The organism is Paenibacillus radicis (ex Xue et al. 2023) (genome assembly GCF_024722015.1).
Classification (GTDB): Bacteria; Bacillota; Bacilli; order Paenibacillales; family NBRC-103111; genus Paenibacillus_S.
Genome location: NZ_JANQBD010000009.1, coordinates 59,403 through 72,326, shown reverse-complemented (window position 1 = coordinate 72,326; position 12,924 = coordinate 59,403). Strand labels below are relative to the sequence as shown.

Here is a 12,924-nt window from a genome sequence, read left to right as displayed (position 1 = left end):
ACTATGATTCCTCCTGAATGGGAATGATGAAAGCAATCTCTGTTTTTTCATAGGGCTTGCTGCTAATTTGCCACGTAAAAGAATCGCCATATTTAAGCCGCAGCCGCTGCAGCACATTAATTAATCCAATACCACCGGCATCCTGCTTATAGGCTTGCGGTTCGGCAAATCGCAGCTTTACCTGTTCAATTTCGTTATAATCCATTCCCTTACCGTTATCGATAATCCGTATCGTGAGCGTGCGGTCCAGATGAATGTCCAGATGAACGGTCCCCGCACCCAGCCCGTTTTCAATTCCATGAATGATGCTGTTTTCCACTAAAGGCTGAAGAATCATTTTCGGGACCATCACCTTCAGCGCAGCCGGCTCGCATTCAATGCTGTAAAACAATTTGCTCTTGAAACGGCTTTCCTGAAGGGAAAGATAATGCTCGATATGCTCGATTTCCTTTTGCAAATAGACGGTTTCGGTATGGAAATCCATACTGTATCTCAAAATCGCCCCGAGCTGCGATATTTTGTCGCTAATTTCATCTACCCTGTGGCGGAGCGCGATCGTTCCAATAGATTGCAGCGTATTGTATAGAAAATGGGGGTTAATTTGCGCTTGCAGCATTTTGAGCTGAGCTGTGGAAATCTCGATGCGCTGCTGATACTCCCGGAAAATCATATCTTTCAAATTACGTACCATCGTCTGAAAACGAAGTTCTAGTATCCCAATCTCGTCTTCTCTTGTCTTAAACTGCTCCACGTCGAATTGACCGATTTCCACCCGGGTCATATTGCGGATAAGCCGTTTAATCGGTGCGATAGTGGAGTATGATAAGATGAACGTAAACAAAATGATAACAGCGAACGCAATAATCTGGATCGCCATAGACTGGTCCAACGTCCGCCGAGCAGCCTGATTAATAAAATCCGAAGGAATGAACTTAATCATCGTCAGTGGAACATTGAGATATTGGTCAGCTACCGTGATGAATACGCCCTTTTTCCCATCCAATTGCCCGTACCAGTAACCTTGCCGCTCCCCGGTCATTCTCAAATCGGGCTTCTCATCCTCCAGCATATTCCGAATATCCGGCAAACCGCTGGATGTATAAAGAAGCTCCTTGTTATTGTTCATGAACAAAAAAACGGTTTCATGACTCGGATCCAACAGCTGCCTGCCAAGACGCTCGATTTCATCCAAGGAAAAATAAATCGACAGCAGCCCCAGTACGTTAGGCTTCGGATAATCGATCATCTTTTTGTTAATTGTCAAAAACCGCTCGCCGTTCACCTGCTTCATTTCATATTCGGGCACGCTCGTCCAATCTTCCTTGCGTTCAGTTGGGAGCACCTGTCTCGGGACCGCGCTGAATACGGAATAGTTGAATTTGGTGTATTTCTGTCCGCTCATCCCGCTGTAGAAATTGACCAGCTTAATCTCCGACCGACTTGAAAACAAATATGAAAGCTGACGGTCGATATACGTATCCTGATCAAAGCTTGGTTTCTCCAGCCAAAGATAGCTGAGCATGTTAGGGTCATAATACCAGGACACCGACAGCTGATTGAGCTCCTGCAAATATTTTTTCATATTTTCCATGCCAATGTTCATCGTTTTCTGGTTCAGCTCGATCATGTTCTCCTGCAGCGAAGCGGAAGTAGACCGGTATGAAATCAGGTTGGAGCATATAAAAGGAATCGCCGTAGCCAGCAGCGTCCACACCAGCAATTTGACAAACAAGCTGCGCTTGTACATCCGGTTCACCTTTCCTATCCATCCGATTTTATTTAGAAGTGTTTGACCATTATAACAAATTTGGATTCTTAGAAATAAGGTAATATTTGATAGCAAACAAGGATTATTTTAATGTGCAGCAAGAGGTTATGAAAGGTAAAGCCGCCGGTTCAAACTTATCTTAAAAAAACAAAAAAACCGCCCTTAGGCGGATGTGATTATATATATTCTCTATTTGAAAGCTCGCTTAAGCTCTCTTAATTCCTTCTCTTTAAAATACGACTCCACTTGCATTTTCAACACAAATGCACGGATGGAGGTAGCTTTTTCTGATTCCATATCCACATACCTCGCGCCATAATAGTAACCTTCAAATAAAGTTTCGCGCCGTATGATTTCAGCCACAACAGGCAGCTTAAAGCCCAAATCCAATTCAACCTCAATCGCGAAAGCTTTGCTGAGGTCGAAGTCATCATCGTTCAAGGCGAATCCAATCCCGCTAACACTTATGTTTTGGACGGTTAAACCTATGGTGTCCGTCAGGTTTTGTTTTCCATCGGTATGAAGCCAGGTAACCGCGTGCAATGAGCCTTTTTGGTTAACCTGAACTCTCGGGCTCTCCCGCTTCTCCACGAACCGACGTTGATTTTGAGGAGGGTTAATGATGATCAAAGCCCCATTATGCTTTGCCACTATTGTAGACAAGAAGGTATAAATGCCTCCAGGTGAGTACACGGTTATTTTCACAGAATCCCCAAGGTTAAAAACCTTGTATTCGGGTATTTCCACTTCGATAATGTCACCTTCAGCATAAGTAAGAAGTCCGGTTGATACAAACCCATCTTTTTCAACAACGGTTCGGCTGTGAATCAATATTCCTGCAGGACTTTTATACTTCTCATCTTTGTAGTCATAATTTAGGCTCGCAGCTGCAGATCTAGTCATCTTATTCACTCCCGCCGATTATTTTATCTATGTTACAATTAGAAAAGCTTCTGATCGAAGCTCTTTCGATGAAGATCCATTCGTGTCTAAGCTGCTGCTTTTCTTGCATAAAAAAAGACTGTCTCCTCCGTGAGAGAAACAGCCTTAGCACACCGTTGTCATACAAAATAATCGGCGGCCAGGCTGTCATAGTCCTTGACGTTGGACCTTAGACCCTAAGCTTTGCGTCCTTGCTTTTCAGCAAGTTTGCCTTGAACAATCTGGTTAGAAAATACCATTCATGTTAGGTAAATTGACCTAAACGTTTCATATTTTTATTATACGCTCTAGGGGCAATGAGAATCAATCATCTAATTCGTGATTTAAGTCACATTTAAATATTAATTTATAGTAAATCAAAGAAATTTTTAACTAAAAATTAAAAAAATCATAGAAGGTGGTCTCATGATCGACGAAAAATTCCCTAAACACGAACATTCCGATACGAATAGCTACTCTATTGTTCTTTTTGATGGTGTGTGTCGATTTTGTAACGGTTGGGTGCAGTTTCTCATTCGCCAAGATAAAGCCGATGTGTTTCGGTTTTCACCCATTCAATCTGATTATGCACAGTCCTTGCTCGATTCAACCCGTTCGGCTGATACAGCTCCGGATTCTGTTATTTTGGTTGAAAAAGGGGTCGTCTATACTCGTTCCTCGGCAGTTTTGCACATTTTCAAACGATTGGGCCGCTACTGGGCTCTATTCTATTTATTCACAGCTGTTCCCAGACCCCTCCGTGATGCCGTATATCGATGGATTGCAAAGCGCCGTTATAAGCTGTTCGGTAAGTATGACAGCTGTATGATGCCGACCGAGAACGTAAAACGCAAATTTATCGGTTAGCAGCAAATCTGTGATGCTTTACTTCTTGACCTATATCCACATATGGGGATATCTGTTGGTATAAACTGAGGGGCTTTGCTCATTTATCCCCAGAGCTTTATAATGGAATGTGAACAATAACTGCGTTATCCACAATGTTATCCACAGCATGTTAACAAAACGAATACTTGTTCGTTCTCCACCCCATTTTCGGAACAAAAGAGGTGTACCTTGCAAGATTATATTCCTTATATGAACGAAGCCATAGCCGAGGCACGAAAAGCGGAAGCGCTGCTGGAGGTGCCAATCGGCGCAGTAGTCGTTTGGAACAATCAAATTATTGGACGCGGCCATAATCTTCGCGAAACCACTTTGGATCCACTGGCTCATGCCGAGCTTATTGCTATTAAACAGGCTAGTGACTATCTGCAAGCTTGGCGATTGCTGGATTGCCAGCTATTTGTGACGCTGGAGCCCTGCCCTATGTGCGCAGGAGCGATAGTTCAGTCTCGCATTCCCCAAGTCATCTATGGCACGACAGATCCAAAAGCGGGTTGTGCAGGAACATTGATGAATTTGCTTCAAGAGGAGCGGTTCAATCACAGGGTGGATGTAGTAAGCGGAGTGCTTCAGGAGGAATGCAGCTCGATGCTGACGCAGTTTTTTCGCAGACTGCGGGGAAAATCATAAGAAGCAGCTCGGACTAATCCCTTGCTAAATCTATGGTCTCTTCTTTGCCATTCCATTTTATATGCAGCTTAAACGCGGCTTCATCTACATACGGCGTATCCATAGTAGACTTCCCGCTAATTTTCAAAGTTGCCGATGAAGCTTCGCTTTTGCCGCTATTGTTAAAATTTTTGCTATCCACAAAGGAATAGCTAGTATCTTTAACAGGTTGATTTTCTTTACCGGTATATCGTATCAAGAATGATTTTACATTAGCTGATTGGTCGACCGAACAGGTGACGCTCCAGTTCTCGCTTTTTCCATTAAACTCTATGGGGCTGGAGCATCCCGTCAACCCTAACACCATCACTATTATCATACCTACTATGAATGTTCTCATAGGCATGACCTCCTTAGTTATCGGATTATGATATCCCCGTACGATTCCATCGTTTACTTATTCAATCATCTGATTATTCGCTCCGCGCACCTCAGTCTGCACATCCTGCGGAAGAACAACGGTAACCGTCATCCACGGGTAGTAGGAATCGAAACCCCTCCTTTGGGGCAACCGCTTAACTTGCACATACATCGTATCCCCAACGGTACGTACAGCTATGAACTGCTCCTTCTCCAAAGGTTGGATTGCCTCGCCCAGGTTAGTGCGGCTGCGGTAAGTACCGAACACTTGAAGTGACCGCTCCTGCGATTTATCTACCTTTACCGTTTGGTCCTGTGATTGTACGATAACCTTCTTCACCCCTTCGGCTACCGTTTCCTTCACTGCAGGCAAATCCTTCGTTTCATCAATCGCCCCTATCATCGACCTTACTTCACCCATCAGACCGACTGAAGCGAGCATTGTGAACCCAAGACAACCTATACAAAGCACGCCGACGAATAGGATGCTCATTACATCATAGGAGATGATGCTGTTTTCTTTTTTGGAAAAGGATAAATAGAGGACGATTTCCAAACCCAGCAATACAAAAACGATCGGCCACCACGTAATAAACGCATCAAAAGTCTGCTGCCCCTTCCACTGGGAAATAAACAAAACCACCCCCAGCAGCACCAGTGTTATTCCCATCGAAAGCGTACCCACGCGCCACTTCTTCATCTTTCATCCTTCTTTCTTTTACTTCCTAGCAGCAGCCGTAAACCGCCCCCTATGAGGATGACCGAAACGACGAATGTTTGGAAATATTGATGGAACAGCATCGAAATACGTTCTTTCGGAAATAATCGATCAAGCGCTGTTAGCACAACCTCATCTGTTAAATAGTACAGACCCAGTCCGAGCAGCACAATTCCGACCCATTTTTGATGATTAACCAGCCAATCTACAAACGGAGTGTCCTTCAGCTCTTCCTCGCGATCCTGCCTTGAAATTTGCTGCAGAGCGTCGAAGAAGCTGTAAAACCACAGAATGGGAATCAGAAATAAGAAAAAGGAAAGTCTCAGCACATCCATAATGTAGATGCAGAACAAAAAGGCGGCCATCAGCTGCAAGCCTCTTTTTTGCAAGCCAAGGTACATGTGGCCCGCTCCAGGGACAATAGATAGAAAGGTAGCTATCATCTTATTTTTTTTGCCGTCTTCGCGGGTTTCTTGAAAATCCTCAAAAATCGTTCGATCCGTCAGCAATTCCCCCCGCTGTTTACGGTTTAGCTGCTGAATGCAGTCGAACAGGCAATAAATCCAAATGATTGGCAACGCACCGAGAAAAACGAAAAATCCATCTTTATGCGTCAGTAAGGCAACAAAGAAAATCATCACGGCTGATCCGAAAAAAGCAATCATAAAGGTCAAGCCCCGCTGCATTAAACCCAGCTGAAAATGACCGAGCCCCGGTATAAACGACAGCAGCACCGTAAAAATCCGTTCGCTTTCATTGCTGCGATGCTGCGGTTCATAGTAAGCCGCCTCTTGCGGATGGGAAATCGGCTGCGATACGAACTCACCGGAAGGCTCACGCCTTTTCACAAGCCCGAATACCATATCAATCAGATTGATAGCGGCGATGGCAAACGCTACAAACAAAAGGAAAATGGCAAACTCCTCTAAACGATTCATTTTACCTGATATCCCTATCAAAAAAATGAGCGCTAAGGGTCCGAAAAAACCGGCTCCATACAGGAAGGCTCTGATTTTGCGGTTCAAATACAAGTGGCCCAGGCCTGGAATAAAAGATAACAGAAGGGCTGTTATCGCGTTCTTGTTTTGCATTAGCGGGCTCCTCCTTTTGCTTGTTTGGGTTGAATGGAATCTAACATGACGATTGTTTTTTCCATAATTCTATAGGAAACGGATGCGTGCCCATTTATTTTGACCGTTTGTTCCGGCTCTAGATCCGGCTCCTGCTCCACAGCTTCTGCCGCAGCATCCAAGTGGCCTATTCGTTCCGTCAAGGACTGAAAAGCTCCCGAGCTCATTAAGATGAAGGTAATGGCGGCCGCGATCGCATAGTGAAACAGAGGATGCCTTGTAAATGCCGGTGATCTGCGAGCTGTTCTGGATTCAATCCATTTCGAAGGGACGGAAGCAGGATCAGAGGATGCCATCGATTCTTCCAAGATTATTCGCCCCATTACAGCTTCCGCCAATTCATCAGCAGACTGAAGTACTGGATACGAACCGGCAGACCGCTCCAAGCTTTGCATATACAAATCAAGACATGAATCACATGAGCTGAGATGCGTTTCATAAGCTAATCTATCCTCATCCGAGAGCAGCTCACCAGCATAAAGATCCCATTGCTCTAACGTATAATGTTTCATCCCCATTCTTCCTCCTTCCAATGTCTGCGAATCCATTGCTTAGCGCGGTACAGCTTCGACTCAACGGTTTTCAAAGTAACTCCTTGTTCCGCCGCTATCTCCAAATAGCTTTTTTCTTCAATATAGTAAGCAACCACAACTTCACGGTAATTAGCAGGGATGTCATCTAAATATTGCCTGAGCTGCTGCTTTCTCTGCTTATCGAGCACTTCCTCTTCCACGGTATGGACGGCATCAGCCGGAAGCAGCTCTTCAATGTCTGAAGTCAGCTGCTCCCGTTTTCGATCCAGCGCCCGTTTGTGATCTATCGCTTTGTTAACCGCGATACGGGTCATCCACGTTTTCAACCCCTGGTGCTGGTATTGGGGGAGAGACGCATAGATTTTCAGCAGCGCTTCCTGTGTTACATCTTCGGCATCTTTAGTTGATCTTAGCACCGAGTAAACGGCATGAAACAAATAAGAATTGTACTTATCCATCAGCAAGCGGAACACTTGCTTATCGCCGGCGATAATTCGTTCGATCCACTCTGATTCCTCTGTAATCGTCCTCCCCCTCCTCTCCGTAACAATAGACGAACCGCCCACATAGAAACACTGCACTTAATGAAAAAAAAGTTTATTCGCATCACTCATTCATAACTTATAATTGAAACTATACCACTACTAGGACCGGTTCTTCGAATCACATCCTAATATACAAAAGGCGGGAAGCTGTTGATGAGCAATGAGATCAGAGTTACTCATGGGGACTTTCAGGGGTTTGTTGCACAGCATTACGATTTATGGTTCAGTGAGTCAGGAAATTCAGTTGAGCAAGATTTTTATAAGCAGCACATCATCCATAATAGAGGACCGGCCGTAGAGATTGGGTGCGGTACAGGGCGGCTGCTGAATGCTTTAATACGAGACGGCCTGGATGTCGATGGGGTTGATTACTCTGAGGATATGCTAAATATTTGTTCAAGCAAAGCTAAGCGGCTTGGTCTACATCCTGCACTTTATCACCAAGCCATGCAGCGTCTGGAGCTGCCTCGGAAGTACAAGACGATTTACATACCAGGCAATACCTTCAATCTGCTCACAGACCGCGAGGATTCGACCACAGCCTTGAGCCGTCTGTACTTGCATTTGGCTGATGGAGGCCAACTGCTGCTCACACTAACGATTCCCAAGGCCTACATTAGGAACGAACAACCCGAAGCGTGGCGCATGCTGGCCGAGGTGAACAGAGATGATGGGGCTGTAATTAGACTTAGTGAGCGAGTTGAGCTTGATTTTTGGGAGCAGCTAAAAACCAATTTCAATAAATATGAGGTATTTAAAGATGGAGAGCTGATCGAAACGCATGAGGATACTATTCGTCTCCGATGGTTCTATCAGAATGAATTTGAGCTGATGCTCACCGCTGCCAGCTTTAAAGAGATCCAGTTCAATTATGGAGCGGATCGCTCGTCTATGCGGATTTTTGCGAGCAAATAGCGATACGGTACGATGCGAAACCCACAACCTTATTTAAGGCCGTTCAGCGAGCCATTCTTTATCCAGTCAAGCCATCCTACGGGGTGGCTTTTGCCATGTCCAAACCTATTGCATCATCAACAATTGCGTTTGCTAAACCATGCCCTTTTCCTTAAATGTAGAATAAAAATTCTGCAACGGTAAACACTATGCTCAATATAAATATAGCAATATTATACAACTGTTTTTTGAAAGCTCGCATCTAAGGAGATTGAACCAATGGGTAATTGGAGTGCACTCAAGAAATATTTTGTTGCGGATTTGTCAACGGACAAGCAAACTTTTTCCTTGGGGCATTGGGAGGAAAAACTCATTGATAGAACTTCAGTTGAAGGATCCGAAAGCATGCCACAGATTGATACTCTAATTGAGGACCACGGCCTTATATCGCCCCAGCTTAATACCAATATTGAGTGGCTCAAACAGCATTTTTCGTATCCTCAAAACAGCGGACTCATCATCCGTCAGTTTTTGATCGGTCACTCGTCTTTACAAGGTGCCGTAGTCTACCTTAACTCGCAAGTTGATTGGGAGCATTTGAATCGAACCGTACTCGTGCCATTGATTTCGATGAGTATATCGGACGATATATTGCTGGATGCCGATACGCTTATGGAGGAAATCTTAACGGAAGGTCAGGTATGCGCAAATGATAAGTTCCAGAATATCGTAAACGATATTTTGATCGGTTCGGCAGCCGTACTAGTGGACGGTTTAGACACAGCGGTGATGGTTGATGTTAAAGGATGGGAGAAAAGAGCCATCGATAGTCCCAAAACCGAAACCGTGGTTAGAGGTTCACAAGAGGGCTTTACGGAGGATATCCAAACGAACCTGTCTATGATTAGACGCAGGCTTCTCACACCCGATCTTATATTCGAATCGGGATATGTAGGAGTTCTGTCTCGGACGGAGATTGCTGTCGTTTATTTAAAATCGATTGCCAATACCGAGCTTGTCGGTGAAGTTCGTAAGCGTATAGCAGCCATCCAAATCGATTATATTGGCGATAGCGGAATGATCGAGCAATTGATCGAGGAGCAACCCAATTCCATATATCCAACTGTTTTGAGCACAGAACGACCCGATCGGTTTGCAGCTCAAATTGCGGAGGGCTATATCGGCATCATCGTGAACAACTCCCCCTATGGACTGATCGTTCCTGCTCATTTTCCTCTCTTCCTGCAAACAGCGGAAGACGCTAATTTAAGATGGCCTTACAGCACCTTTCTTCGTATCATCCGAACATTCGGGTTCTTTTTGTCGATGTACCTGCCCGCCCTTTATGTCGGGATCGCCAATTATCATCAGGAAATGATTCCAACAACGCTCATTCTCGCCATTGCTGGTACTCGTGAAGCTGTGCCTCTTCCTGTAGCGGCGGAGGCTTTAATGCTGGAGTCCATGTTTGAACTAATTCGTGAGGCTGGCATCCGGATACCGAGCGTCATCGGTCCTACTATCGGAATCGTTGGAGCGTTAATTCTGGGCCAGGCTGCCGTTCAAGCCAACATTGTAAGCCCTATCGTGGTCATTATCACGGCCACTACGGCTTTGGCTTCTTATACGATTCCCAACTACAACATGCAGTTTGCAACACGGATTCTCCGTTTTGTTTACTTGATTAGCGCTTCTTTTCTCGGTCTGATCGGGATTGTCTTAGTGTCAATTATATTCTTATCTCAATGGGTCGCCAACAAATCTTTGGGTGTACCGATCTTATCCCCCATTACCCCATATCACCAAAGCAGCGATACGATCATAAGAGGACCGATTCTAAAACAGAAATATCGACCTTTTTCGATTCACCCCCAAAGAAAGAAGAAGATGCCAAGCGACAATGAAAAAATGACCCCCCCATTCAACCAACAAGAGGAGGCGAAAAAGTGAGAACGCATCACATCGGGGTTCGTGAAGTGGCCTCCATAGGAATAATTTTTATCATTACGAAGATATTCCTTCCTTTGCAGCGGTTGTTGACAGATAATGGGGGCACAGCTGCTTGGATCATCATTCTCATAGCCGGATTGCTCTGTCCGTTGATCTGGTGGGGAGTGAGAGGAGTCCTCAGGAACGGAACACAGGGCTCAACACTCATTACTGCGACTGAAGAGATATGGGGACCCTATTTGGGCAGCATGGTGAATCTGGCTTATTTCAGCCTTTTCTTCATCATCACGTTTACCGTGCTTCGCGAGTTCTCGGAGCTGTTGACTTCAGATATTTTGTTAAGAACCCCGTTAAAAGTTATCTTGCTTTCCCTGCTTATTACTGCCGCCATAGTGGCTTATTCAGGTATCGAAGCTATGGGACGGCTATGCTGGTTAACCATCGGTTTAATCATTGCAAGCGTGTTCATAACACTTGTCGGCGGATTAATGACCCATTCGGAGCCGAATGCGTTATCACCTTTTTGGGGCACCGGCAGAACCCATGTTCTTACAATGGGAATTGTGAAGAGCTCCTTATTTTCAGAGCTGCTTGTACTCGGCTTCCTCGTCCCCAGAATGCGGAAAACGGAAGAGTGGGGAAAAGCGGCTTGGTGGTGCATGGCAATCAGCTCCATAGTCCTGTTCAGTACAACCATCGTCTATCTTTACGTAGTTCCCTACCCGACCGCTACACGGTTAAATGTTCCGATGTTCGAAATCAGCCGGATTATTATTTTTGGGCGATGGATTCAACGAGTGGAGAGCCTTTTCCTGATCGTTTGGCTTTTATGTGCCGTAATCAAGCTCTCCATAGCCATATATTGCTGTGCGTCTACTTTATCGCAAATGCTGAGGTTGCCCAGAACTCAGCCTCTGATCATTCCACTCTCCATTATCATATACAGCTTCGCGTTATTACCAGCCAGCGAGATGGCTGCAGTCGCGTGGGATCGGGATATTCTGCGAACCTATGGTTCCCTCATTTCTGTATGCCTTCCGATGGCGACATGGCTCGCAGGAACTGTGCGCAGAAAGTGGAGGCAACCGTGAGCCTGTTCATCCGTACTTCCCGAGCTTTATTGGCTCTCCTAGTGTCGCTGCCTCTGCTGACTGGCTGCTGGGATCGGCTGGATCCTGAAAATATGGCTTTTATCATTGCCGTTGGGGTTGATTCTGGTCCCAAAAATGATTATATATTCACTTTCGCCATTGCCGTTCCCAAAACGAACGGCGGAGGACAAAGCTCAAATGATAGCCAGAAAAAAATCGTTTCTGTACATTCCGAGCAGAGCTCGGATATTGCTACCGCGCTGCTTGCAAGCCAAAGCTTTGTTGCCCGCAGGTTAACCCTTATCCATTCCAAAGCGTTTATTTTGGGTGAAGGTATGGCCCGTAAGGGAGTGATGCCTATATTGGGAGAGGTTGTACGCAATCGTGAATTTCGGCGAACTGTAAATGTTATTACGACGCGCGGGAAAGCGGAAACCTTTATCCAGCACATTCAACCAACCACAGAGAAAGATATCAACTTATGGTTTGAACTGGAATTAGACCCCCATAATATGGGAGGCATCGTACCGATGAACTCCCGGTTCCACGACTTTATCATGGATATTGAAAACGTCGGAACCGGCGCCACAACCATCTTGGCTGCACCCAGACCTGATATAAAAAAGGTTACTGCCCAGTTGTCCACAGAGAACGAACATTCTGACTCCAAAACCAAGCAGCCGTTAGTAGGTAAACAAATCGCAGGGAGTTTACGAAGATCCGGAGAGGTTCCTGTCGAGTTTTTTGGCAGTGCCATTTATCAGGACGGTACTCTGGCAGGGTTTCTTACCGGCGAGGAAACAAAGATTTTAAATGTACTTCGCGGTGAATTTTTTGGAACGACGTGGGGGTTCCGGGATCCTTCAGAAAGCAAACTGAATCTTACCATCAATATGAGAGCTCAAAAAAAAGCTCAGATGAAAGTAACCCGAAAGAATGACAAAGTCACTGTAACCTTTAGCGTTAAAATGGAAGGAGATTTGATCGGTGTTCAAACAGTTGTTGACTATACAAATCCGGAAAACACAAAAAAACTCGAACAATCCATACAAAATCAGCTTCATTCCGAGTCGATCAAGCTGCTCAACAAGACGCTTCATCAATGGCAAGTCGATTGTTTCAGCATCAACAACCGTCTCAAATCAACTTTTTCCACACTAAAGGAATGGTATGCTTTTAAGTGGAAAGATCATATGAAGGATATTGATTATAACGTGGAAATCAGCTTTAAAATGCGCCGCCATGGTGATCAAGTTGGACCCGCTATCGAGGGGGATAAAATGCAATGATTCAACAAATAGCAAAGTTTGGAATATTAGCTGCCATTTCCCTTTGGTCCAGCGTTTATGTCGGAAGCCTCGCCCCGCAACTGTGGCGGCAGAGAAACTATAGGGGAGCGGTCGGAATTGCAGTCCTTGCATGCCTAACCCTGATCCTGC

The 12,924-nt window shown here is 45.2% G+C and carries 13 protein-coding genes and 1 riboswitch; of the genes, 6 read left to right on the top strand and 7 right to left on the bottom strand.

Annotated elements, in window-relative coordinates:
* Position 1: 1 nt before the first annotated feature.
* Both NV381_RS13825 and NV381_RS13820 read right to left on the bottom strand, forming a co-directional pair.
* On the bottom strand, positions 2-1,747 hold the full coding sequence (locus NV381_RS13825) for a sensor histidine kinase (protein WP_258213881.1): 1,746 nt from the start codon (positions 1,745-1,747) through the stop codon (positions 2-4).
* A gap of 210 nt (positions 1,748-1,957) precedes the next feature.
* Entirely contained in the window at positions 1,958-2,671 is a 714-nt protein-coding gene (locus NV381_RS13820; RefSeq protein ID WP_258213880.1) for a PilZ domain-containing protein, read from the bottom strand.
* Between the two features lie 170 nt (positions 2,672-2,841).
* A riboswitch (cyclic di-GMP riboswitch) is annotated at positions 2,842-2,932 on the bottom strand.
* Positions 2,933-3,115: 183 nt separating this feature from the next.
* Here NV381_RS13820 and NV381_RS13815 point away from each other — a divergent pair.
* Both NV381_RS13815 and tadA read left to right on the top strand, forming a co-directional pair.
* Positions 3,116-3,556, top strand: coding sequence for a thiol-disulfide oxidoreductase DCC family protein (locus NV381_RS13815; RefSeq protein WP_258213879.1), 441 nt, complete (start codon positions 3,116-3,118; stop codon positions 3,554-3,556).
* 231 nt (positions 3,557-3,787) lie between these two features.
* The gene (gene tadA / locus NV381_RS13810; RefSeq protein ID WP_258214052.1) at positions 3,788-4,225 is read left to right on the top strand and encodes a tRNA adenosine(34) deaminase TadA; all 438 of its coding nucleotides are present in this window, start codon (positions 3,788-3,790) and stop codon (positions 4,223-4,225) included.
* A gap of 13 nt (positions 4,226-4,238) precedes the next feature.
* Here tadA and NV381_RS13805 read toward each other — a convergent pair whose 3' ends face one another.
* Genes NV381_RS13805 through NV381_RS13785 form a run of 5 tightly spaced genes read right to left on the bottom strand, consistent with a single transcriptional unit; the run spans position 4,239 to position 7,571 of the window.
* Complete coding sequence (locus tag NV381_RS13805; RefSeq protein WP_258213878.1) at positions 4,239-4,604, bottom strand: hypothetical protein; 366 nt, start codon at positions 4,602-4,604, stop codon at positions 4,239-4,241.
* 57 nt (positions 4,605-4,661) lie between these two features.
* Positions 4,662-5,324: a LiaF transmembrane domain-containing protein gene (locus NV381_RS13800; RefSeq protein ID WP_258213877.1), complete on the bottom strand. Its 663-nt coding sequence runs from the start codon at positions 5,322-5,324 to the stop codon at positions 4,662-4,664.
* A complete protein-coding gene (locus NV381_RS13795; RefSeq protein ID WP_258213876.1) occupies positions 5,321-6,433 on the bottom strand; it encodes a hypothetical protein in 1,113 nt (370 codons plus the stop codon). The genes NV381_RS13800 and NV381_RS13795 overlap by 4 nt, the downstream gene beginning before the upstream one ends.
* Complete coding sequence (locus NV381_RS13790; RefSeq protein ID WP_258213875.1) at positions 6,433-6,984, bottom strand: hypothetical protein; 552 nt, start codon at positions 6,982-6,984, stop codon at positions 6,433-6,435. Before NV381_RS13790 ends, NV381_RS13795 begins: the two co-directional genes overlap by 1 nt.
* Entirely contained in the window at positions 6,981-7,571 is a 591-nt protein-coding gene (locus tag NV381_RS13785; RefSeq protein WP_258213874.1) for an RNA polymerase sigma factor, read from the bottom strand. Before NV381_RS13785 ends, NV381_RS13790 begins: the two co-directional genes overlap by 4 nt.
* A 132-nt stretch (positions 7,572-7,703) precedes the next feature.
* On the opposite strand from NV381_RS13785, the gene NV381_RS13780 reads away from it, so the two are divergent.
* The 4 genes from NV381_RS13780 to NV381_RS13765 all read left to right on the top strand — a co-directional run bounded on the left by NV381_RS13780 (position 7,704) and on the right by NV381_RS13765 (position 12,774).
* Positions 7,704-8,465 carry a class I SAM-dependent DNA methyltransferase gene (locus NV381_RS13780; RefSeq protein ID WP_258213873.1) on the top strand — a complete coding sequence of 254 codons (762 nt, stop codon included), beginning with the start codon at positions 7,704-7,706 and terminating at the stop codon, positions 8,463-8,465.
* Between the two features lie 258 nt (positions 8,466-8,723).
* Positions 8,724-10,394 (top strand): spore germination protein, encoded by a 1,671-nt coding sequence (locus NV381_RS13775; protein WP_258213872.1) that lies wholly within the window; start codon positions 8,724-8,726, stop codon positions 10,392-10,394.
* A complete protein-coding gene (locus NV381_RS13770) occupies positions 10,391-11,485 on the top strand; it encodes a GerAB/ArcD/ProY family transporter (RefSeq protein ID WP_258213871.1) in 1,095 nt (364 codons plus the stop codon). Before NV381_RS13775 ends, NV381_RS13770 begins: the two co-directional genes overlap by 4 nt.
* A complete protein-coding gene (locus NV381_RS13765; protein WP_258213870.1) occupies positions 11,482-12,774 on the top strand; it encodes a Ger(x)C family spore germination protein in 1,293 nt (430 codons plus the stop codon). Before NV381_RS13770 ends, NV381_RS13765 begins: the two co-directional genes overlap by 4 nt.
* Positions 12,775-12,924 lie beyond the last annotated feature (150 nt).

Bases quoted from the DNA above. Each gene is read 5' to 3' on its own strand.
- NV381_RS13790 (WP_258213875.1), bottom strand. From the start codon at position 6,984: ATGAAACATTATACGTTAGAGCAATGGGATCTTTATGCTGGTGAGCTG.
- NV381_RS13775 (WP_258213872.1), top strand. From the start codon at position 8,724: ATGGGTAATTGGAGTGCACTCAAGAAATATTTTGTTGCGGATTTGTCA.
- NV381_RS13820 (WP_258213880.1), bottom strand. From the start codon at position 2,671: ATGACTAGATCTGCAGCTGCGAGCCTAAATTATGACTACAAAGATGAG.
- NV381_RS13795 (WP_258213876.1), bottom strand. From the start codon at position 6,433: ATGCAAAACAAGAACGCGATAACAGCCCTTCTGTTATCTTTTATTCCA.
- NV381_RS13800 (WP_258213877.1), bottom strand. From the start codon at position 5,324: ATGAAGAAGTGGCGCGTGGGTACGCTTTCGATGGGAATAACACTGGTG.
- NV381_RS13780 (WP_258213873.1), top strand. From the start codon at position 7,704: ATGAGCAATGAGATCAGAGTTACTCATGGGGACTTTCAGGGGTTTGTT.
- tadA (WP_258214052.1), top strand. From the start codon at position 3,788: ATGAACGAAGCCATAGCCGAGGCACGAAAAGCGGAAGCGCTGCTGGAG.
- NV381_RS13815 (WP_258213879.1), top strand. From the start codon at position 3,116: ATGATCGACGAAAAATTCCCTAAACACGAACATTCCGATACGAATAGC.
- NV381_RS13825 (WP_258213881.1), bottom strand. From the start codon at position 1,747: ATGTACAAGCGCAGCTTGTTTGTCAAATTGCTGGTGTGGACGCTGCTG.
- NV381_RS13805 (WP_258213878.1), bottom strand. From the start codon at position 4,604: ATGAGAACATTCATAGTAGGTATGATAATAGTGATGGTGTTAGGGTTG.